This is a genomic window from Pseudoalteromonas sp. SG43-3 (genome assembly GCF_014164385.1).
GTDB lineage: Bacteria > Pseudomonadota > Gammaproteobacteria > Enterobacterales > Alteromonadaceae > Pseudoalteromonas > Pseudoalteromonas distincta.
Genome location: NZ_JACJFC010000019.1, coordinates 64150 through 84447 on the forward strand (window position 1 = coordinate 64150; position 20298 = coordinate 84447).

Below are 20298 nucleotides of genomic sequence, written 5' to 3' on the forward strand. Positions count from 1 at the left end.
TCATTTAGTTTCTATTTGCTAAATATTCATTGTTTTTTGCAGGTCAATTAGCGCTACCATTTTTTCACCAACATTCACCAACCCAGCTACATATTCACAATTACTCGATTCAGACAAACTAGGAACCGCTTTCGCATCTTGCTCCGCAATACTGTAAACATCAGAGACGGCATCAACAGCAACACCTATAATTTTACTACCTAGTTCAAATTCTATTTTGACAACGATAACCACCGTTAATGGTCCATAGTCGACACTTGGTAATCCAAAACGCAACCGTAAATCAATAATTGGCACTATTGTTCCGCGTAAATTAATAACGCCTTTTACAAATTCAGGTGCATTGGGCAGTACTGTAATTTCTTCCCAACTGCGAATTTCTTGTACTGTTAAAATATCAACGCCATATTCTTCATCAGCCATAATAAAAGTTAAAAACTGTTTTACACCTTGCTGTTGCTGAAGATTTAATTGGTTACTTAACTGGCTTTGATCTGAGCTCATAACGCCTCCAAAGTGGCTTGCGTTTCAATAGTTAGTTCTTGGCTACCTGGCTTTTTTAAGCCTGAGAGCTTTATTAAGCCGCTAATGTCCACAATCAGCGATACACGCCCATCTCCTAAAATGGTAGCACCCGATACGCCATCCACTTTATGGTAGTTTGCCTCTAAACTTTTAATAACAACCTGCTGTTGAGACAGTAAATCATCAACTAATAAACCCACCTTTTGGTTATCTGTTTCTACAACAACAAGCAGCGTTTTATCGAGTGATTCAATAGCATTTTTATGATTAAAAATATCGTAGAGTCTTAATATAGGAATGTATTCGTCTCGAAGCCTCAATACATCAAGGCTTTTACCCACTCGACTCACTTTTGCAATATCAATTTGCAGTGACTCCACAATAGAAATGAGCGGAATAATATAAGTATGCTGAGCCACCTTAACTAATTGCCCATCTAAAATAGCGAGAGTAAGGGGTAATCTAATAGTAAACGTAGAACCAACACCGGGCGCTGAGGTTACTTCCACTGAGCCATTTAATGATTGGATATTTCGCTTAACAACATCCATCCCAACTCCACGACCAGATAAGTCACTTACCTCATCCATTGTCGAAAAGCCGGGCATAAAAATAAGCTCATTTATTTCATCGTCATTGAGATGGTTATCAGCTGAGATTAATTCGTTAGCGATGGCTTTTTCTTTTATTTTTTTTGTATTTAACCCTTGCCCATCATCCATTATTTCAATAACGATGTTTCCACCCTGATGAAATGCATTTAAGGTTACTGTGCCAACGGGATCTTTACCTGCCGCCAGTCTTTGCTCAACAGTCTCTAACCCATGATCAAGTGAGTTTCTTACTAAATGCACCATAGGGTCAGATATTTTTTCCATTACTGTTTTATCAAGCTCGGTTTGCTCTCCAATCAGCTTTAGCTCAACCTGCTTATTTAGCTTTTGCGCTATATCTCGCACTAATCGAGGAAAACGACTAAATACAAAATTAATTGGGAGCATACGAATACGCATCACATTTTCTTGTAAATCACGCGTATTATGTGCAAGTTGTGCTAAGCCTTCTTGTAGTAAAGTGATTGTGGCTGGTGTGATTTCTTGTTCGCTGAGTTGATTTAGCATGGCTTGTGTAATAACAAGTTCACCTACCATATTTATTAACGAATCAACTTTATCAATGCCAACACGTATAGAGGTAGATTCTGGTGCACTTGTAGGTTTTTTATCTTTATTAGCAACGGGTTGCTGTGGCTTACTTGGTAACTCAGCTACTTTTATTGAATCGGGTTCTTCAAGCTCAACAGCTTTAGGTATCTCATCTTGATTAGGTTGTATTGGCTCATCATTGCCAAATAAGCCGCCACATAATTCAACTTTTATATCGGCATCGTCTTCAACCCATTCAAACACTTCTTTTATGGCTTTTTCATCATGGCTAGTGCTTAAAAAAAAGCGCCAATGTAAAAAACATTCATCACTACTTAAATCGGTGATTTCTGGAACTTCATCGTAAAATACTGTGGTTTCTAACTCACCTAGCTCTTCAAGCTCACTGATCATATACAGTGGCTCGTTTCCTGTTTTAAATAAATGATGATGAGGTTTAAAGTCTATTTGATAGGTATTACTACTTGTTTGCTCTTCACAGCTTTGAGGTTTATTCTCATGTGTTTCATTTTTCATTCCAAGTACATGTTCAAATTGTACTTTTAACAAATCTGCTTCGGTTAAATCTGGCTCTTGTTCACCTTGAAGTGCAGCAAGTAAAGCGCGTAAGCAATCCACAGCTTTGAGTAATAAATTAACATGCTCGGTACTAAGCTCTCGTTCACCTTGGCGAATTTGATCTAGTAATGTTTCAAGTACATGAGTAAAGTCAGCAACGGAGCTAAAACCAAATGTCCCACTGCCTCCTTTTATTGAGTGAGCAGCTCTAAAAATAGTGTTGATAGTTTCTAAATCTTCCTCACCTGGCACTAAGTTTAATAGCTCAGCCTCCATGGTATCTAGGCCTTCAAAACTCTCTTCAAAGAAAACTTCAAAAAATTGACTTAAATCTATACTCACACTGCGCTCCTTAGCGAATAACTTTTTTAATTACCGCTAGTAGCTGATCGGGATTAAATGGTTTAACAATCCAGCCTGTTGCCCCAGCAGCTTTACCTTCTACTTTTTTTTCTAAACCCGACTCAGTTGTAAGCATCAGTAATGGTGTAAATTTATAACTAGGCAAAGTACGCAGCTCTCGTATTAATGTAATTCCATCCATTATTGGCATGTTTACATCTGAGATCACGGCATCAAAGTCTTGCTGCTTGGCAATAGCGAGAGCTTCACTGCCATCTTTAGCTTCGGTTACATCAAACCCTGCGGTTTTTAATGTAAAGCTCACCATTTGACGCATCGATGCTGAGTCATCAACCGCTAAAATTCTTTTCATATATACCCCTAACTTTTACTTTCGGTTGTTAAGTATTGGCTTAAGCCAAGTTTATTGATTGTATGTGTTAAGGCCTCGCTACTGCCTACCCAAATGATTTTGTGCTGTATGGTAAGTAGGTGTTTTTGTAAGGCGCATAAAAGTTGAATTGAGGCAGTATCAGCAGAAATCACATCGTTAATATCAAGACAGATATCATCGTTGCTATTGAGTTCGTGCAGTAAATCTTGATGTAGTGTTTCAACTTGCGTAATAGCAAGTTCGCTTGGAAGTTTTAGCATTTAGTAGGTGCATTCCCTGTCAATTCAATTCATAACAAAAGCTTAGCCCTAGTTATTAAAATTGCCATAAAATGCTTAATTAAATTTAAATCGTCGTTAAAAAACAAAAAAAGGAGCCTAAAGCTCCTTTCAAATTGGTAAAAAGTAAAAACTAGTTTTTGTAGTAATCGGCTATTTTTTTAAACTCTTGCGTTAAAGTCGTCGCATTAATTAATGGCACACTACCTTGTTTAAATTCTGGTTTAAAAATAGCTCTAACGGCTCCATTTTGATCAACCATAGCGACCGAAGCACTATGATCAACTGCATATTCTGATTCACTACTATCGCTAATCGCGTAAATTAAACCAAGCTCTCTAACAACAGGAAAAAGGTGTTTATGTTCCCCTGATACAGCTAAAAAGTCAGGATTAAAGTAATCTATATATTGCTTTCGTTTAGCTGGTGTATCGCGTTTTGGATCAACCGATAAAAACCAAATTTGTAGCGGATAATCTGCTTGTAAGTTTTTATAAACAGCATTTAACTTAGCAAGTGTTAATGGACAAATATCTGGACAGCTTGTGTAGCCTAAAAATACTAAATTCCACTGTCCTACAAATTGTTGCTTAGTCACTAATTCGCCGCGCTGATCGTTTAACGTAAAATCAGACAATGGCTTTGCATTTTCGTAAACTAATGCATCTACATCTGGTGGACTATTTTCATTTGAACATGCTGATAAAAACAAAACAAAAACAACAATTAATCCAAGCCATAACTGCTTCATAAAGGGAGCCATTTATCTATAAATAAGATTACAAAGAGTACCATTAAATGAATAATCGAAAAACGAAATAAGTCCATTGCAGTCTCATCATTTCCAGCAATTTTTAATTTGGCGGCTTTATATATAAACACTGCATTTAATACACACGCACCTATTAAATATATTAATCCAGACATACCGATTAAATAAGGTAATACGCAAACAACAGCGAGTAAAACAGAGTAGGCAACGACGCACGTTTTACAAAAGTCGATTCCATGGGTTACTGGTAACATAGGGATTTTAGCACGTTCATAATCACTTTTTCGTGCTATAGCCAGCGCCCAAAAGTGTGGTGGGGTCCAGGTAAATATTATCATTACGAGCAACCAAGGGGCTGCTGCCATTTGGTTTGTTTCTGACACCCAACCTAATAATGGAGGCATTGCGCCAGCCAACCCACCTATAACAATATTTTGCGGCGTTGCACGCTTTAAAAATGATGTATAAACAAATGCATAACCTACCAATGCAAATAACGTTAATATAGCGGTTAAAGTATTAGCCCACACCATTAGCATAATAAAACCAGCAACCCCAATAACAGCTGCAAAGCTAAGCGCATGTGTTTTACTTAAGCGCCCTTTAGCCACAGGACGATGACGAGTCCTTGCCATTTTTGAGTCTATCTCACTATCAACCACATGATTAATAACCGCTGCAGCAGCAGAAAGTAGTCCTATACCTAACAAGCTAATAAACTGTACAGCCATACCTCGCCCTACATCAGGAGCCAGCGCTAAACCAACCCAAGCTGTTAGTACCAGCATGGCTACCACTTTAAATTTACTAATTGCTAAGTAGTCTTGCAGCAAATTATGAGTACGCGAAATTAGCGATTGAGCATTAACGGGTAGCAGTATTTTTTTATCAATTATAAGTGCCATTATATTTCCCCTTTATGTGCGTGATTTTAGGTAATAACACAACCTAACCATGCTTAATAATAGTATGGCAGCCATCAAGTTATGCGCCAGTGCAACTCCCAACGGAATATGCCAATGTACTAAAATAAGCCCTAAGCTAATTTGGCAAAGCAGGGTAAGCAATACGCTCACCACGCAATTTTTAATTTTTTTAGAGTACGCTTGGCTGTATATTTTCCACATAATTAGCGCCAGAACGATGCAAGTAACCAGTGCCCAAATGCGGTGTAATAAATGAATAGACATACGCGCTTGCTGCGATAACACACCAAACTCATAATTACTGTGCTCAAGTGGTAATTGAAATACGCTACTCAATGAAAACGGTTGTGCATAATTACACAATGGCAAACCACTACAATGAGGAGCGGCGTAATTTGCAGCCAGCCAACCACCAAGTGCAATTTGGATAATTAATACACTGAGCGCTACTAAACTTAAACCAAAATAGCGTTTTGCGCCGCTATCGCCACCCATAATAGGTTTTGCGGTTAGCCGTAAATATAAAAGCGTTATAAGTGACAAAATACTAAAGCCACCTAATAAGTGGCCCATTACAATAAGCGGCTGAAGGTTCATGGTTACTGTCCACATACCAAGGGCAGCCTGAAATACCACGAGTAGAAGTAAAGCCAAAGGCAATTTAACTGGCGTAGTTGGATATTGGCGTTTTAAAAAAGCCAACACAAATAAACCTAAAATAAGTAAGCCTAAAGCACCTGCAAAGTAGCGATGAATCATTTCTTTCCACGCTTTTGCGGTTTCGAACATCATATCGGGGTAGCTTTGAGTTGCTAAGGCTATGTCAGCCTCATGCTTAGGTACCGTTAAAAAGCCATAACAACCAGGCCAATCGGGGCACCCTAAACCTGCATCACTTAAGCGGGTGTACGCACCTAAAGCAACTACAATCAAAGCGAGTAATCCTGTTATTAATACTAAGTTTTTATAATTTTTATACATCAGATACTCCAACTTAAGCTCAACTTAATTAGCTAGAACGAGAATAGTTAAGTAATTTTTTTAGATCTTTTAATAACCCTTTTTGTACTAAACGGTTTTCTTGTGGCTCGACCTTAAAGGGATATTCAAGTACCACTAACCCCATATGATCAATTAAATATAAACTTGCAGGATTTAAACTCTGTTGTTCGGTAATAACTTTCCATGGTAGATTTTTATTGTCGGGGCTTCCCATTACAGCCATATCAACCTTGCCTTGGTTTTTACCAAGTGCCACATATAAGTTATTAAGTGCATTGAGCTGTTCGCTGCATGGGGTGTTACATTCGTTTGAATAATTAAGTGCGATAGTCCATTGTTTGGGATTATTTTGCGGCCAATTTTTAAGTTTTATTTCTTGGCTTAAAAACTCACCATTATTAGTAATTGCAGTAGGCAACCAATCAAACTTTAAAGCGCCATATGCCAAAACCAATGGGATTGCGCAGCAGCCCACAAACAACAAAAGGGGATTATTTTTCATTATGTGTCCTTTTTTTACTCGCAAAAATAGCCACAACAGCACATGCAACAGCAATTAAAAACCATTGCACAGCGTAGGCATTATGCTTTTGAGGGCTCATAACAACGGCCTCATAATGAGGTGTTGCAATCTCATCACCAGTACCTTGTCTGTAAGCCATAAAATTAATTAATGATTGCTGGCTTTGAGTGCTCAGCATATTCAAGTCGATAGATTGGATTCTTGTAGGTAAGTCGTTATTTGTAGTTTTATCTTCAAGCGTAAAGCTACTTAGGTTATTTTCTTTTATTTGCGCTTTAAGAATAAAAACACCTGTAGGCAGAGTAACCATTGGCAGTGTATCTCTAGATATAGGCGCTTTTACCCATCCTAAATTAACTAAAATCACTTTTTCTTCGCTGGCTGGCTTTAGTAAAGCAAGTAGGTCGTACCCTACTTGTCCGTTATAAACTTGATTATCTAAAAGCCAATATTGGTTTTGTACAAACCGCCCTTTTAACTCAACCAATACACCTGTTTTGTTCCAGCTATCAGGCAGGTTAAGTAATTGAGACCAGCTCACCACACCCCGATTCTGTTGCTTAGCAATAGCGGTTAGTTGCTGCTGTTTTTGCTCACCCCGCTCCAACTGCCAAAATCCTAGTCGCACACACACAAGTACAACAACCACAACCATACAAAGTGTGATTAGTGAACTAAGCTTTTGTTTGTGCCATAAAACTAACTGCATAAAGGGTCAACTCAGTGATTATTAAAATTATTATCGTACTGTTGTTAATATTTATACTTTTTAACTTATTTAGAGCATTGTTTATTATGGTGTCAGGGAAAACTGGGGGACGACCTATGTCTCACTTTTTAGGTCGTCGCGTATTGTTTTCGGTCGTTGTTTTAGTTGTTGTTATTGCAGCGCTTAAACTTGGTTTTATTAAAGCAAATAATTCGCCAATAAACGCTACAGCACATATACAAATACAAACAAACACAGCCACACCACATCAACAAAGTGCCAATACCAAGCAGCTGCTTGAAAAGCAAAATGCTTATCTTTAGTAAAGTGCCCTTTTAATATCCGTAAAAATATTACAAATAAAAGTACGGTTCCTAGCGTTACATGCATGCCATGAAAACCAGTCAATAAAAAGAACGTATTACCGTAAATACCCGCATCTAGCGTTAGATTAAGGTCATTATATGCATGCATGTACTCCTCAACTTGCAGCCCTAAAAAGCAAACACCCAATAAAATAGTAGCGCCTAAAAAAACCTTAAGTGGAGTGCGTTTATTGTTTTCCATCGCTACGTGGGCAAAATGTAAAGTAACTGAGGAGGTAAGCAGTATTAAGGTATTTATAAGTGGTAAGCCTTGCCAGCCCATAGCTTGAGTAGTTTCGCCAGCAGGTGTTGAAACTAGCGGCCAAACGGCTTCAAAAGTAGGCCATAATACCTCGTTAGTCATTGCATTATTGCCTGCGCCTCCAAGCCAAGGTACCGACAATACCCGTGCATAAAAAAGCGCACCAAAAAAGGCCATAAAAAACATAACTTCAGAAAAAATAAACCAGCTCATACCTTGTCTAAAAGAGCGATCCATTTGTGCTGAGTACAAACCTTGGTCTGACTCACTAATTACATTTTTAAACCAGCTAAACAACATATACACAAGTACAGCAATACCGGCATAAAGCAGATAAACCCCGCTACCACCTTCTTTACCTACACTCATAACTGTTAAGCCTGCCCCTACTGCAATAAAAAACAATGCAACAGCACCTACAATAGGCCACGGACTTTGCTCAGGTACGTAATAATGCTCATATTCTTGATTCATTTTATTTACTCCTAGTTTCACACTAGTTTAAAAAGCTAGTTATTATTTGCCACCAGCTGTTCACTAATATCAAATACGGTATAAGATAAAGTTAATTCTTCAATGTCGCTTGGCAGTGCGGTATCAACATAAAAAAGCAATTTAAATTCAAGTTCTTCCCCTGCTTTTAGAGGTTGCTGATCAAAGCAAAAACAGGCTATTTTATGTAAATACTTTGCCGCTTTACCTGGCGAGACTGATGGTACAGCCTGCATTACTTTATCCAGATTGCTGTTATTTTTAGCACTAAACATTACTTCACGCATTGCACCGGGTTTTACCACTACACTGTATTCTTTTGATTTGACTTCAAACGGTGCACCACTTTGTGCGTGAGTAGTAAAGCTAACGCCGACTTCTCGGTTTTGTACTATTTGTGTACTTTGCTCTGCCTGCTCAAGCGAAGGTTTTCCATTAAGCCCTGTTACATCACAAAACACGTCATACAAAGGTACTAAAGCAAAGGCAAAGGCAAACATGCCTATGCAAATAAGTACCAAACGTTTGAGTAGCGGTGCGTGTGTCATTACTTAATTACCGGCGGCGTAGAAAAAGTATGATATGGCGCTGGAGAGCCAACTTCCCACTCAAGGCCTTCTGCCCCTTCCCATACTTTTGCAGGCACTTTATCACCGCCACGCGCGCATTTAATTACCACAGCTACAAACAACAATTGCGATAAACCAAAGGCAAATCCACCAATACTTATGATTGCGTTAAAGTCGGCAAATTGAAGTGCATAATCGGGAATTCGACGCGGCATACCGGCAAGCCCTACAAAATGCATAGGAAAAAACAGTACGTTCACGCTCACCAGCGATAGCCAAAAATGCCATTTAGCCAATGTGATATTAAACATATTGCCCGTCCACTTGGGCAGCCAGTAATAAGCCCCTGCCATTATCGAAAATACAGCCCCTGTTACTAATACATAATGAAAGTGCGCCACTACAAAATAAGTATCGTGATATTGAAAGTCAGCAGGTGTAATTGCCAGCATCAATCCCGAAAAACCACCCAAGGTAAACAGCACAATAAACGCAATACTAAAAAGCATTGGCACTTCAAAAGTTATTGAGCCTTTCCACATTGTGGCAACCCAATTAAATACTTTTACTCCTGTAGGTACCGATATAAGCATGGTCGCGTACATAAAAAACAACTCGCCAGCGACCGGCATCCCAGTGGTAAACATATGATGCGCCCAAACAATAAAGCTAAGTAGCGCAATTGAGGATGTGGCGTAGACCATTGATGCATAACCAAAAAGTTTTTTACGAGAAAAGGTAGGCACTATTGTAGATATAATGCCAAAGGCAGGAAGAATCATTATGTATACTTCAGGGTGACCAAAAAACCAAAAAATGTGTTGGAACATCACCGGGTCGCCACCGCCTGCGGCATCAAAAAAGCTGGTCGCAAAATACTTATCGGTAAGTACCATAGTGACAGCCCCTGCAAGCACTGGCATTACGGCTATTAATAAAAAGGCAGTAATTAACCACGTCCATACAAATAAGGGCAACTTCATCCATGTCATGCCGGGGGCACGTAAGTTCACTATGGTTACAATCACATTGATTGCGCCCATTATCGAGCTAATTCCCATAATATGTACGGCAAATACAAACAATGCAGTATTATCATTACTGTATGTTGTGGACAGTGGTGCATAAAAAGTCCAACCAAATGCAGGACCCCCACCAGGCATAAATAACGATGCCAATAGGATTAAAAACGCAAACGGTAAAATCCAAAAGCTCCAGTTATTCATTCTTGGCAATGCCATATCTGGCGCGCCAATCATGAGTGGTATCATCCAGTTAGCAAGGCCTGTAAAGGCGGGCATAACCGCACCAAACACCATAATTAAACCATGCACTGTGGTCATTTGATTAAAAAAGTGAGGGTCGACCAACTGTAAACCTGGTTGAAATAATTCAGCCCTGATCACCATGGCCATTGCGCCACCAATTAAGAACATGGTCAGCGAAAAAATTAAATATAAACTACCTATATCTTTATGATTAGTTGTGTAAAGCCAGCGTTTAAAACCTTTAGCTGGGTGATGAGCATGATGAGCTTCATTGGCGTTAGGTTGTTCTACTATGCTACTCATTAGTTCGCCTCCACTTTGGCATCAAGTGCTGTCTGTATTTGACTCGGTTGAATAACATCACCCGTATCATTACCCCACGCATTACGTTTATAAGTAATAACCGCAGCTAATTGCTTTATAGATAACTGCTTGGCAAAAGCTTGCATTGCCGTACCGGGTCGTCCATGGATAACTACATCAATGTGATCTTTTATATCGCCAAGCACTATCGGGCTGCCTTTAAGTGCAGGAAATACGCCCGGTAACCCCATGCCAGTAGGTTGATGACATGCAGCACAATTAGCCATATATACTTGTTCGCCTAAAGTCATTAATTCTTCTTTTGGGAGGGTTTTATCAAGTAATGCGGCATCTGCTAATGCTGCTTTTTGTTTAGCCTGCTTTGCATCTGTAAGCCATGTTTTAAAATCAGCCTCAGATTTAGCGACCACCACAACGGGCATAAAGCCATGGTCTTTACCACACAACTCAGCACATTGGCCTCGGTAAGTACCTTCTTCGTTTATGTTCGTCCATGTTTCGTTTATAAAGCCGGGGTTCGCATCTTTTTTAACTGCAAAATCAGGTACCCACCAAGAGTGAATAACATCGTCAGAAGTCATTAAAAATCGTACTTTTTGATTTATTGGCAGTACAAGAGGCTTATCAACCTCAAGTAAGTAGTTAGGATTTTTATCTGCAAGATTCGCGATTTCATCTTGCGGGGTAGATAAAATAGAGTAGAACTCTACATCTTCGCCCATATATTCATAATGCCATTTCCATTGCGAACCCGTAATTTTAATAGTGAGATCAGCTTTGCTGGCATCTTCCATTGCAATTAGGGTTTTAGTGGCTGGTACTGCCATAGCAATTAAAATAACAAACGGAATTGCAGTCCAAAGTATTTCTACTTTAGTGCTTTCGTGAAATTGGGCAGGTACAGCCCCTTTAGATTTACGGTGATGAATAAGTGCCCAAAACATAATTGCGAACACTATCACCCCAATCACACAACATATTATAAATATGGTCATGTGCAGCTGATATACATTATTGCTTATATCGGTTACGCCTTTGCGCATATTGTATTGGCTGTTAGCCAAAACTGGGTGCGAAAAAACACATAATATAAGCCACAAGGTAGAGGTCAGTTTACCCATGTGACGGCTCCTTTGATGCTATTGCGAATGCAAAGCGAAGAGGCATACGGCTTAAACGCCAATTCGTTATTTTTATTTTTTTAGCCAATCTTATTTAATATTGATTGGTTTTGCTGCGCCAACAACGAGTTTGTGTATATTGTGTGTTCTCAAAACTAAAAAGCTGTGAGTTATTATTAGCTCAGCACATTAACAATTAGCTAAAAAACGAACAACAAGCAAGTTTTAGTATAAAAAACAATCAGGTGATATTGAATAATTAATAAAAAATCGGTAATCAACTGGGCAACAGGAAGTTCAAAATATGAGCAAAACAAAGGGGTTTAACGCATTCGGAGGGGGAAAATATAAGTGCAAAAAAGTTTACAGCTTAAATAGTCAGTGGGCTGTTTACGCCCTTTTTTTAGTACAAATTCTAAAACAAAAATGCGTACTAATTAGTACGCATTTATAAAACTGCTTGTTTAAAAGCTATTTTTAAAGTCACATCCAATCAGCGTTTCTTATAACGCCAACGGCTAAGCCTTCAATATTAAAAGACTCATTCTCAAGATCTACTTCAATAGAGTCAAAATCGTCGTTTTCAGCATGAAGTAATACTTTACGACCCGCTTTCTCAAGACGTTTTACAGTTACGTCTTCGTCTAGGCGAGCAACAACAACTTGTCCATTTTCAGCGGTTTGAGTACGATGTACAGCAAGTAAATCACCATCCATAATACCAATATCTTTCATGCTCATACCGTTAACGCGTAGTAAAAAATCTGCAGCCGGTTTAAACATTAATGGATCGATTTTGCAGTGACTTTCAACGTGCTCTTGCGCCAAAATAGGTGAACCAGCAGCAACACGCCCTATAAGCGGTAAACCTAATTGTTCTGGCTCTTCTTCTTCAATTAATTGAATACCACGGCTTGCACCTGGTTTCATTTTAATTGCGCCTTTTTTAGCAAGTGCTTTTAAATGTTCTTCAGCAGCATTGGCACTTTTAAAACCTAATGTTTGCGCTATTTCAGCACGTGTAGGAGGCATACCAGTGTCTTTAATAAAAACTTTAATTAGTTCGAGTATTTGAGCTTGGCGGTTCGTTAATGGTCGCATACAACTGGTTTTCCATACAGTACATTTAACTGTGAGTATATACAGTTAAATAAAAATCGCAAATTTAAATTAAGCCTTAAAATAGCTAAAGTAATTTCACTTGTGTACATTTTAGGGATATAACTAAAGCTAAGTTTATAAATGATTAAAAATGCAAAGGAGACATTATGAGTATTTGGTACCAGCCCATCACCTTAGAGCTGTGCAAGCAGTTAGAACAAGGCATTAATGGCCAAGGAACATTAATGAAAACTATGGGGATAGAAGTCACAGAAATTGGCGATGATTATTTGGTTGCCACAATGCCGGCAATTCCTGAGCATCATAACCCAATGGGGATGGTTCACGGCGGTGCTAACGTTGTACTTGCCGAAACAGTTGCCAGCTATGCCGCTAACTTTGTTGTCGATTTTACTAAATTTTACTGTGTAGGACAGGAGATTAGCGCAAGTCATTTAAAAGCATCTCGCAACGGCACTTTAACAGCAACGGCAAGAGCGTTTCATATTGGCAAACGTAGTTCAGTGTGGGAAATAAAAATTACAAATAGCCGCAATGAGCTGTGCTGCGTATCAAAAATGACCGCAGCAGTCGTAGAGCGAAGATAGTTACTTTTCGATTGGGTAAATGGTAATTTCCATACCCGCACCAATCGCAGATATACGCAATAATGTATCTGCATCTAAGGCTTGATTAAAGCACTTAGGAGAAGTCCCTGATTCAAAACCAATATCAAACGTTCTACGTGAACAGCTTAACCATTGCTTTAGCGCGTTACGCGAACACGATTCAATAAGCTCACATATATGGTTTATGGCTTTATCAGGTGTGCTCACCTCACCTGTAGCTTCAATACGCGCTAGTTGACGGTATTCGTCTTTGTCATAATGTAAAATCGTCGCGACTTTTTTCAAGTCCGCCACTAGCAAACTAATATCTTGCTTTGATTCAAGCTCAAGATCTACATTTAAAAATTGAATTTCCGACATCGTTTCGTATTTATCCTCTAATAATTTCATTGCAAACTTTAACGCAGTTTTACCGTTATACCAAATCAACTATGCTCTATTAACCACTTTATATGGATATTTCGCAGCTTTTAAGTATTTTTTAGCATTTAAAGCTGGCTGGATATAAAACATTCAGCTCAATTAAACAGATAAGTCATGTTAGGAATTTAAGTGTAATCTTTTTTATTTTTAAATGATTACAGTAAGCTATAGTTTAAACTGCGACAAAATGTCGCAGTAACTTATCCCATTAATGTAATAAACTAGCTTCTAAAAATAATAAGACTAAAACATGAATAAAAAAATATTTAAACATGCTCGCAAGTTACATAAATGGTTAGGTTATTTATTAGCACTACAAATTTTAGCATGGTTACTAGGTGGTTTAATTATGAGTGCAATCCCTCTTGATAAAGTTCATGGGGAGCATCTTGCAACACGTACTCTTAATAACCCATTTACGCAGGCTGATTATGTTGCCTCCCTTGACGATATTGCCTCTCAGGTGGTTAATCCAACACAAATAATTTTTGAGAACTTCTTAACTACACCACTTATTACTGTCTTTAGTAATAACGAGCAGCAAAGCTTCAATGGCATAACAGGCCGACCATTTGAACCGCCAACTAAAATACAAATTACCGCAAATGCTAAAGCACACTTACTTATTGACGCTCAAGTAACAAGCGCTGTACTACTAAAGCAAGGTATGCGAGAAGTTGGATATAAAACCAATGTTTGGCAGGTACAATTTGACGACACATTTAACACAACACTGTACTTGTCAGAAAATAACGGCAAAGTTGTTACCGTTCGCAGCACGCTATGGCGAATATTCGACTTTTTTTGGATGTTACATATTATGGATTACGATGAGCGAGAGAATTTTAATAATCCACTACTTATTAGCTTTTCAGCAACTAGCGTACTTTTTTGTTTAAGTGGAATATTACTACTAATACAAAATATACGACTAAAACGATTTATCCGAATTAAAAATAAGAATAAATCAAAGTAGTCATATTGGTTTTTGAGAGCTAGCGCCCACTTATCAAAGAGTAAATAAGCCTAGGGCTTATTTTATTCCAAGTGCTTAAATCGACTCAAATGTCGCTTTAACATTTCGTTTTCGAAAATCAACTCATCACGCTCATCCAGCAATTGTAAAACTAAAGCTATTGCCGACCAATCTAACGAAAAGTCATGTTGGATACGGGCCGCTTTTTTAACTAAGGTCACTGCAGATACCGTAAATTGCCACTGCGTAACATGATCCCCCTCAATTGGAACCGCAATATTATGCTCAACTAGCTCATATAAAATTGCTTCGCTAATATCACTGCTCAAACATAGCTCTTTGCTAGTAAGTAAATCGTCTTTTTGTGTCACGATAATTTGCATTATGGCTTGCTCCAGTTATTACGGGGATCAAAGTGAGCTTTTTTGGCTAATTCTTCCCACAGTTTTTTACTGGCATCATCAACAGATGTTGGATTAACAATTTTAAGCACAGCAAATAAATCACCTTTAGCTTTTTTACTCATTAATCCCTTACCTTTAATACGCAAGCGTTGACCAGACTGACTATTAGAAGGAATAGTTAATTGGATGTTTCCTGTCAACGTAGGTAAATTTAGCTTTGTACCAAGAGCCGCTTCCCATGGTGCAAGAGGGACAACTATATTTAGGTTATGACCCTCAACATCAAATAATGGGTGAGGCACTAAACTAATTTGTAAATACAAGTCGCCATTTTGCCCATTAGCTGACCCTAATCCGCCTTGCCCTTTTAGTCGAATTCGCTCGCCATTTACTGAGCCTGCAGGAATTTTCACTTTAAGTGATTTTTTAATTTCAGTGACACGGCCACTGCTGTCTCGCTGCGGTAACATAAACTCAACAGGCTTCACGGTATCAACTAAAGTCTCTTCAAGAAAAATTGGGAACTCTATTTCCACATCTTGTCCTTTTTGCGCGCGAGCGGCGTTACTTCTGCTCTGCCCGGAACGATCGAATCCACCAGCTCCGCCAAACATTGAATTAATAAAGTCAGAAAACTCTTGGTCGGTTTGAGGATCGCTTTGCTGATAATTACTTTGCGAAGAGGCATTGTTACCACCATAATGGCCTTGCTGTTGACGAGCACGATTTTGTTGGTGACGACGTAACTCGTCGTATTTTACCCGTTCTTCTTTGTTATGGATGACTTCGTAAGCTTCTGCTATTTCTTTAAACTTATCTTCTGCTTGAGGCTCTTTGCTTACATCTGGGTGATATTTTCTGGCTAACTTTTTATAAGCAACTTTAACCGCTTTATCATCTGCATCAGGCGATATTCCAAGCACTGCATAATAATCAACAAATTTCATTTGCAATCCAAATCCTCATATTGAGTAAGCTTTAAGCATACTCCTTAACGGGTAACCTTGTGTGGTTAAAATACGATAAATAGTGAGAAATAAATGAATAGTGAAAATAACTTTGAGTAAAAAATTAATCAGGCACTTTTTATTAATATAAGCGTAGGCCTTAAGTTAACTTTATCTTTTATCTTCAAGGCTTTAAACTGCCTATTCCTGTAGTTCACATTTGTGATGGATATGACTCGATTTATTCTGGCCTTATTGGCTTGTTGTGTGTGCGTTTCGGTATCAGCCGAACAATTTACCCGTTTTTCAACGGCTAAAAGACATTTAATTAAAACCCTACCTGACAACGCCAAAAGCATTTACTGCGGCTGTGATATTAAAAAAGAAGGCAAAAAACTCGTTCCTGACCCGTCTAACTGTGGTTACATTCCTCGAAATACCCTTACCCGCTCAGGTAAAGTAAATGTGCGAGCACTACGCATTGAGTGGGAGCACATTGTTCCGGCGTGGGAATTTGGTCACCAGCTACAATGCTGGCAAGATGGCGGGCGTAAAAACTGCCGTAAAGTAAGTGCTAAATTTAGAAAAATGGAAGCTGATATAAATAACTTAGCGCCAGCTATTGGCGAAATTAATGCCGATCGCTCTAATTATCGTTTTGGTATGCTTAGCGAAAACGCCACACAATATGGTCGTTGCGAAGTAAAAGTAAACTTTAAGCAACGTGTAGTTGAACCGCCTGTTTATGCACGAAAACGTATAGCTGACACCTACGCTTACATGCAAAAAACATACGGTTTAAAAATCTCTGATAAACAGCAAAAGTTATTTAATGCATGGCAAAAGCAAGCATTCGCAGATACAAGTAGTGCGAGCAAGCTCTAAGCTTTAACACTCATTTACATAAATCAAAGTTATAAATGTTGAATAAACGAGCGAGTGTTGTAATATTTTAAACAACTTATTTACAAAAAAGCCCTTAACTATGTTTAAAAATAATAAAACCTCGCTTGCCATTTTCACTGCATTTGCGGGCTTTACTTTGACCGGTTGTGGCGGCGGCGGTAGCGGTATCGACTCAGCCCCTGTAGTTACAACACCTGTTAGTAGCAGTCCAACATGGACTGCGGGTGTATTTGAACCCTCTAACGATTTAAAAAACTTTTGCGAAACCCCGCGTACGGGTAACGATCCCTTTAATAACAACGAGCCTTACCCAGATCAAGCCGGTTCTGCCCTTTACGAAAAACTCTGGCTTCGTTCTTGGAGCGACGAAACCTACCTTTGGTATGATGAGATTGCCGATAACGATCCTGAAAGCTTTGCCACAGTAGCCGATTATTTTGCCCAATTAAAAACAGAGCAGCTTACCGACTCAGGAGCAAAAAAAGATAACTTTCATTTTTCAGAACCTACTGAAGATTACTTTCAAGAAGCGCAATCGGGCGTTACTTCTGGTTACGGTATAAATTGGGCGTTTATTGGCGATACAGCCGACCGTATTTTACGCGTCGCTTATCTTGAAGATGATTCACCTGCAAGCCAAATAGGCTTTCAACGTGGTGATACTGTACTTTCAGTTGACGGTGTTAGCATTAATTCCAATACACAGTCGGGTGTAGATACGCTTAACGAAGGTTTATTTAGTCCTACTAACGGCGACTCACATACTATTGTTGTACGCAGTAACGATGGCGCCGAAAAAACATTTAATGTAACCGCTGGCAATATTGAACAAACACCGGTTCAAAATGTTAAAACGATTACAACCGCAAATGGTTCAAGCGTGGGTTACATGCAATTTAATAGCCATATAAGCATTGCCCAAGAAGGGCTTATTGATGCAGTAAATAAGTTTAAAACCGATGGTATTGATGAGCTTGTAATCGACTTTAGATATAACGGTGGTGGTTTATTAGCACTGTCGGCACAATTAGCTTATATGGTTGCCGGTAATGCCAACGTTAACAACCGCTTTTATTATCAAACTCAACAAAACGATAAACAACCCGTTGATTCACCTTTTCCATTTATTGATGAAGAAATAGATTACTCTACTTTTTTTAGCACAGGTGAAAACCTACCTGATTTAAACTTATCGAAGGTTTATGTATTAAGCACATCAGGCACTTGTTCGGCATCAGAAGCTTTTATTAATGGTTTAAAAGGTATAGACGCAGAAGTTATTTTAATTGGCGATACAACCTGCGGTAAGCCCTATGGCTTTACCCCAACTCATAACTGCGCAACAACCTATTACACTATTCAATTTAGTGGGGTAAATAGCAAAGGATTTGGCGAATACGCTGCGGGTTTTACACCAACCCCTACGCCACAATTTGATGCTGATGTTCAAGGTTGTGAAATTGAGGACGACTTTGATCATCAGTTAGGCGACAGTGACGAGGCCGTTTTAGCCACCGCATTGTTTCATGTAGAAAATGGCAATTGCCCAATTAGAACGGCTGCTGCAAAAGCAGAGCCAGCTAATTTTTCAAGCTCTCGTGAATCTCTCATTCCTTTAAATATGCCTGAGCAATTTACCCAGCGTAATATGGACTTAACTTGGCCAACACTGAGTGAGGAAAGGTAATGGCTAAATTAGTACTCCCATTAGCTACCTTATTCGCTTTAGGTGGATGCCAAAGTGTAAATAGTGATCCCGCTAAACCCGCTATATTAACGAGCGTTAATCCTAGCGTTATTGCAACACTACAACAGGCAATTCAACAAGCTAAGGGAGGCGCATTAGTAACACTTTCCGATTCCGTATTTACTAAACGTAGCGAACTGCTAATTGATCATGCAATGAGTAAAGGGTCTGATGGCAGAGTAATTATGGGCGCGCATAATATAAAATCTGAGAAGTTTATTTTGCAACTACGTAATAACCAATGCGAGCTTTACTATCCTAAAAAAGAGCTTCCTACAGTACTTGAAGGTGTGACCTGTAAAGAGTTATAAGGCACTTTATTAGCGTTTATAAAAAGGCGCGCAGCACATCGCTGTACGCCTTTTTCTATTTTAAAGCGTTATTACAAGTCTTCATGCGGACCAAACACTTCATAATGAATCTGCTCGTTTTTAACACCTAGTTCAAGTAACTGCTTTTTTATAAATGCCATAAAACCGGCAGGACCACATAAGTAAAAGTCGCCATTACTCAATGGTAGCTGTGCTTGTACTGCATTTAGGTTCATTAACCCAGTAAAGTCAGCGCCCTCTGTCGCTTGGTTAAACCACGTTATTGTTTTCAAGTGGTTATTCTGCGCTGTTAGATCATATAAATATTTTGAAAACGAATGTTGCTGAGTATTTTCGCAAGCATGTAAATACATAATCTCTTGATTAGAATTGTCACTTAATAACGTTTCAAGCATAGCCAGCATTGGCGTTTGCCCAACACCTGCTGAAATGAGAACCACTGGACTTGTGTTATTGCGTAAAAAGAAGTCTCCTGCCGGCGGGTATAACTCAACAATAGTGCCTTGCTCTAATGAGTGTAAATAATTAGACACCATGCCAGGCTGTGGCTGTAGCTCTTTTTTAACACTAATACGGTAGTTTTTAGCGTTACTTTTTTGCGAAATAGAATACTGGCGAATTTCTTCATATTCAGCGCCCTCTGGCTTAACTTTAATACCTAAATACTGCCCTGGTTTATGTTTAATAACAGCTTCGCCATCAACTGGCGTAAGTGTAAAGCTTGTTACTAGTTCTGATTCGGCCTGTTTGTTGGTTATTTTAAATTGGCGAGTTCCCGCCCAACCACCGTGTTTATTTTTACTGTGCTCATACAAAGCAGCTTCTTCGGTTATACAAATATCAGCAAGTACGCCGTAAGCTTCGCGCCAAGCGTATTCAACATCGGGAGTAAATTGCTCAGGAATAAGCTCTTTTAATGTACCAATTAAATGCGCACCTACAATAGGGTAATGCTCAGGTAAAATATTCAAGCTGGTATGTTTATGATTAATACGTGTTAGCGCTTCTTTTAATACGGCTAAATTATCAATATTTTGTGCATACGCAGCCAATGCATTAAAAAGTGCAAATTGCTGACGACCTGTATCTTGATTCGCCATATTAAAAATATTTTTAAGCTCAGGATTATGGCTAAATAAACGCTTATAAAAATGATCGGTAACAACCGTACCCGCCTGCGCTAATAACGGAACTGTGCTTTTTACAATCTCAATGGTTTTATCAGATAACATATGTG

Annotated in this window: 24 protein-coding genes; 6 read left to right on the forward strand and 18 right to left on the reverse strand. The window is 38.8% G+C overall.

Going from position 1 to position 20298, the window contains the following annotated elements; translation table 11 throughout:
• Nucleotides 1–18 precede the first annotated feature (18 nt).
• From H5157_RS16320 to H5157_RS16360, 9 genes are all read right to left on the reverse strand, one after another.
• Nucleotides 19–504 carry a chemotaxis protein CheW gene (locus H5157_RS16320; RefSeq protein ID WP_002959588.1) on the reverse strand — a complete coding sequence of 162 codons (486 nt, stop codon included), beginning with the start codon at nucleotides 502–504 and terminating at the stop codon, nucleotides 19–21.
• Nucleotides 501–2591 (reverse strand): chemotaxis protein CheA, encoded by a 2091-nt coding sequence (locus tag H5157_RS16325; protein WP_182725080.1) that lies wholly within the window; start codon nucleotides 2589–2591, stop codon nucleotides 501–503. The genes H5157_RS16320 and H5157_RS16325 overlap by 4 nt, the downstream gene beginning before the upstream one ends.
• Before the next feature lie 10 nt (nucleotides 2592–2601).
• Nucleotides 2602–2964, reverse strand: a complete 363-nt coding sequence (locus tag H5157_RS16330) for a response regulator (protein WP_002959593.1) — start codon at nucleotides 2962–2964, stop codon at nucleotides 2602–2604.
• An 8-nt stretch (nucleotides 2965–2972) separates the two neighbouring features.
• Nucleotides 2973–3245, reverse strand: a complete 273-nt coding sequence (locus H5157_RS16335; protein WP_002959595.1) for an STAS domain-containing protein — start codon at nucleotides 3243–3245, stop codon at nucleotides 2973–2975.
• A gap of 151 nt (nucleotides 3246–3396) precedes the next feature.
• Nucleotides 3397–4014, reverse strand: a complete 618-nt coding sequence (locus H5157_RS16340) for an SCO family protein (RefSeq protein WP_182725081.1) — start codon at nucleotides 4012–4014, stop codon at nucleotides 3397–3399.
• Nucleotides 4011–4940, reverse strand: a complete 930-nt coding sequence (cyoE, locus tag H5157_RS16345; protein WP_182725082.1) for a heme o synthase — start codon at nucleotides 4938–4940, stop codon at nucleotides 4011–4013. Before cyoE ends, H5157_RS16340 begins: the two co-directional genes overlap by 4 nt.
• 12 nt (nucleotides 4941–4952) lie before the next feature.
• The gene (locus H5157_RS16350; RefSeq protein ID WP_165744789.1) at nucleotides 4953–5942 is read right to left on the reverse strand and encodes a heme A synthase; all 990 of its coding nucleotides are present in this window, start codon (nucleotides 5940–5942) and stop codon (nucleotides 4953–4955) included.
• 28 nt (nucleotides 5943–5970) lie between these two features.
• Entirely contained in the window at nucleotides 5971–6465 is a 495-nt protein-coding gene (locus tag H5157_RS16355) for a transmembrane cytochrome oxidase associated protein (protein ID WP_182725083.1), read from the reverse strand.
• Nucleotides 6455–7195 (reverse strand): SURF1 family protein, encoded by a 741-nt coding sequence (locus H5157_RS16360; protein WP_182725084.1) that lies wholly within the window; start codon nucleotides 7193–7195, stop codon nucleotides 6455–6457. The genes H5157_RS16355 and H5157_RS16360 overlap by 11 nt, the downstream gene beginning before the upstream one ends.
• 14 nt (nucleotides 7196–7209) lie before the next feature.
• Here H5157_RS16360 and H5157_RS21060 point away from each other — a divergent pair, with 14 nt between their 5' ends.
• Complete coding sequence (locus tag H5157_RS21060) at nucleotides 7210–7518, forward strand: DUF2909 family protein (RefSeq protein WP_076916441.1); 309 nt, start codon at nucleotides 7210–7212, stop codon at nucleotides 7516–7518.
• Here H5157_RS21060 and H5157_RS16370 read toward each other — a convergent pair.
• The 5 genes from H5157_RS16370 to lexA form a co-directional block, all read right to left on the reverse strand.
• Entirely contained in the window at nucleotides 7421–8296 is an 876-nt protein-coding gene (locus H5157_RS16370) for a cytochrome c oxidase subunit 3 (RefSeq protein WP_002959610.1), read from the reverse strand. The two genes, H5157_RS21060 and H5157_RS16370, sit on opposite strands and share 98 nt — an antisense overlap.
• A 35-nt stretch (nucleotides 8297–8331) precedes the next feature.
• Entirely contained in the window at nucleotides 8332–8862 is a 531-nt protein-coding gene (locus H5157_RS16375; protein ID WP_121955068.1) for a cytochrome c oxidase assembly protein, read from the reverse strand.
• Nucleotides 8862–10454, reverse strand: a complete 1593-nt coding sequence (ctaD, locus tag H5157_RS16380; RefSeq protein WP_182725085.1) for a cytochrome c oxidase subunit I — start codon at nucleotides 10452–10454, stop codon at nucleotides 8862–8864. The genes H5157_RS16375 and ctaD overlap by 1 nt, the downstream gene beginning before the upstream one ends.
• The gene (gene coxB / locus H5157_RS16385; RefSeq protein WP_182693453.1) at nucleotides 10454–11596 is read right to left on the reverse strand and encodes a cytochrome c oxidase subunit II; all 1143 of its coding nucleotides are present in this window, start codon (nucleotides 11594–11596) and stop codon (nucleotides 10454–10456) included. The genes ctaD and coxB overlap by 1 nt, the downstream gene beginning before the upstream one ends.
• A gap of 483 nt (nucleotides 11597–12079) precedes the next feature.
• A complete protein-coding gene (lexA, locus tag H5157_RS16390) occupies nucleotides 12080–12697 on the reverse strand; it encodes a transcriptional repressor LexA (protein ID WP_024595093.1) in 618 nt (205 codons plus the stop codon).
• 167 nt (nucleotides 12698–12864) lie between these two features.
• On the opposite strand from lexA, the gene H5157_RS16395 reads away from it, so the two are divergent.
• Nucleotides 12865–13305, forward strand: a complete 441-nt coding sequence (locus tag H5157_RS16395; protein WP_149603343.1) for a PaaI family thioesterase — start codon at nucleotides 12865–12867, stop codon at nucleotides 13303–13305.
• Here H5157_RS16395 and H5157_RS16400 read toward each other — a convergent pair whose 3' ends face one another.
• On the reverse strand, nucleotides 13306–13686 hold the full coding sequence (locus H5157_RS16400) for a hypothetical protein (protein WP_024595094.1): 381 nt from the start codon (nucleotides 13684–13686) through the stop codon (nucleotides 13306–13308).
• Between the two features lie 313 nt (nucleotides 13687–13999).
• Between H5157_RS16400 and H5157_RS16405 the strand changes: the two genes are divergently transcribed.
• The gene (locus tag H5157_RS16405) at nucleotides 14000–14725 is read left to right on the forward strand and encodes a hypothetical protein (RefSeq protein ID WP_182720118.1); all 726 of its coding nucleotides are present in this window, start codon (nucleotides 14000–14002) and stop codon (nucleotides 14723–14725) included.
• A gap of 62 nt (nucleotides 14726–14787) precedes the next feature.
• Here the strand turns inward: H5157_RS16405 and H5157_RS16410 are convergent, their stop codons facing one another.
• Nucleotides 14788–15108, reverse strand: coding sequence for a chaperone modulator CbpM (locus H5157_RS16410; RefSeq protein ID WP_024599636.1), 321 nt, complete (start codon nucleotides 15106–15108; stop codon nucleotides 14788–14790).
• Nucleotides 15108–16076 carry a DnaJ C-terminal domain-containing protein gene (locus H5157_RS16415; RefSeq protein ID WP_182725086.1) on the reverse strand — a complete coding sequence of 323 codons (969 nt, stop codon included), beginning with the start codon at nucleotides 16074–16076 and terminating at the stop codon, nucleotides 15108–15110. Before H5157_RS16415 ends, H5157_RS16410 begins: the two co-directional genes overlap by 1 nt.
• Before the next feature lie 231 nt (nucleotides 16077–16307).
• Between H5157_RS16415 and H5157_RS16420 the strand changes: the two genes are divergently transcribed.
• The 3 genes from H5157_RS16420 to H5157_RS16430 all read left to right on the forward strand — a co-directional run bounded on the left by H5157_RS16420 (nucleotide 16308) and on the right by H5157_RS16430 (nucleotide 19040).
• A complete protein-coding gene (locus tag H5157_RS16420; protein ID WP_149603346.1) occupies nucleotides 16308–16961 on the forward strand; it encodes an endonuclease in 654 nt (217 codons plus the stop codon).
• A 100-nt stretch (nucleotides 16962–17061) separates the two neighbouring features.
• Complete coding sequence (locus H5157_RS16425) at nucleotides 17062–18669, forward strand: S41 family peptidase (protein WP_182725087.1); 1608 nt, start codon at nucleotides 17062–17064, stop codon at nucleotides 18667–18669.
• Complete coding sequence (locus tag H5157_RS16430; protein WP_182725088.1) at nucleotides 18669–19040, forward strand: hypothetical protein; 372 nt, start codon at nucleotides 18669–18671, stop codon at nucleotides 19038–19040. The genes H5157_RS16425 and H5157_RS16430 overlap by 1 nt, the downstream gene beginning before the upstream one ends.
• 71 nt (nucleotides 19041–19111) lie before the next feature.
• Here the strand turns inward: H5157_RS16430 and hmpA are convergent, their stop codons facing one another.
• Complete coding sequence (gene hmpA, locus H5157_RS16435) at nucleotides 19112–20293, reverse strand: NO-inducible flavohemoprotein (protein ID WP_182725089.1); 1182 nt, start codon at nucleotides 20291–20293, stop codon at nucleotides 19112–19114.
• Nucleotides 20294–20298: the final 5 nt, after the last annotated feature.

What these genes read in the sequence shown, in the direction of transcription:
- H5157_RS16340 (WP_182725081.1), bottom strand. Translation starts at nt 4,014, where the DNA reads ATGAAGCAGTTATGGCTTGGATTAATTGTTGTTTTTGTTTTGTTTTTA.
- H5157_RS16410 (WP_024599636.1), bottom strand. Translation starts at nt 15,108, where the DNA reads ATGCAAATTATCGTGACACAAAAAGACGATTTACTTACTAGCAAAGAG.
- H5157_RS16430 (WP_182725088.1), top strand. Translation starts at nt 18,669, where the DNA reads ATGGCTAAATTAGTACTCCCATTAGCTACCTTATTCGCTTTAGGTGGA.
- H5157_RS16335 (WP_002959595.1), bottom strand. Translation starts at nt 3,245, where the DNA reads ATGCTAAAACTTCCAAGCGAACTTGCTATTACGCAAGTTGAAACACTA.
- coxB (WP_182693453.1), bottom strand. Translation starts at nt 11,596, where the DNA reads ATGGGTAAACTGACCTCTACCTTGTGGCTTATATTATGTGTTTTTTCG.
- H5157_RS16320 (WP_002959588.1), bottom strand. Translation starts at nt 504, where the DNA reads ATGAGCTCAGATCAAAGCCAGTTAAGTAACCAATTAAATCTTCAGCAA.
- H5157_RS16395 (WP_149603343.1), top strand. Translation starts at nt 12,865, where the DNA reads ATGAGTATTTGGTACCAGCCCATCACCTTAGAGCTGTGCAAGCAGTTA.
- H5157_RS16415 (WP_182725086.1), bottom strand. Translation starts at nt 16,076, where the DNA reads ATGAAATTTGTTGATTATTATGCAGTGCTTGGAATATCGCCTGATGCA.
- ctaD (WP_182725085.1), bottom strand. Translation starts at nt 10,454, where the DNA reads ATGAGTAGCATAGTAGAACAACCTAACGCCAATGAAGCTCATCATGCT.
- hmpA (WP_182725089.1), bottom strand. Translation starts at nt 20,293, where the DNA reads ATGTTATCTGATAAAACCATTGAGATTGTAAAAAGCACAGTTCCGTTA.
- H5157_RS16350 (WP_165744789.1), bottom strand. Translation starts at nt 5,942, where the DNA reads ATGTATAAAAATTATAAAAACTTAGTATTAATAACAGGATTACTCGCT.
- lexA (WP_024595093.1), bottom strand. Translation starts at nt 12,697, where the DNA reads ATGCGACCATTAACGAACCGCCAAGCTCAAATACTCGAACTAATTAAA.
- H5157_RS16360 (WP_182725084.1), bottom strand. Translation starts at nt 7,195, where the DNA reads ATGCAGTTAGTTTTATGGCACAAACAAAAGCTTAGTTCACTAATCACA.
- H5157_RS16400 (WP_024595094.1), bottom strand. Translation starts at nt 13,686, where the DNA reads ATGTCGGAAATTCAATTTTTAAATGTAGATCTTGAGCTTGAATCAAAG.
- H5157_RS16420 (WP_149603346.1), top strand. Translation starts at nt 16,308, where the DNA reads ATGACTCGATTTATTCTGGCCTTATTGGCTTGTTGTGTGTGCGTTTCG.
- H5157_RS16355 (WP_182725083.1), bottom strand. Translation starts at nt 6,465, where the DNA reads ATGAAAAATAATCCCCTTTTGTTGTTTGTGGGCTGCTGCGCAATCCCA.
- H5157_RS16425 (WP_182725087.1), top strand. Translation starts at nt 17,062, where the DNA reads ATGTTTAAAAATAATAAAACCTCGCTTGCCATTTTCACTGCATTTGCG.
- H5157_RS16330 (WP_002959593.1), bottom strand. Translation starts at nt 2,964, where the DNA reads ATGAAAAGAATTTTAGCGGTTGATGACTCAGCATCGATGCGTCAAATG.
- H5157_RS16405 (WP_182720118.1), top strand. Translation starts at nt 14,000, where the DNA reads ATGAATAAAAAAATATTTAAACATGCTCGCAAGTTACATAAATGGTTA.
- cyoE (WP_182725082.1), bottom strand. Translation starts at nt 4,940, where the DNA reads ATGGCACTTATAATTGATAAAAAAATACTGCTACCCGTTAATGCTCAA.
- H5157_RS16370 (WP_002959610.1), bottom strand. Translation starts at nt 8,296, where the DNA reads ATGAATCAAGAATATGAGCATTATTACGTACCTGAGCAAAGTCCGTGG.
- H5157_RS16375 (WP_121955068.1), bottom strand. Translation starts at nt 8,862, where the DNA reads ATGACACACGCACCGCTACTCAAACGTTTGGTACTTATTTGCATAGGC.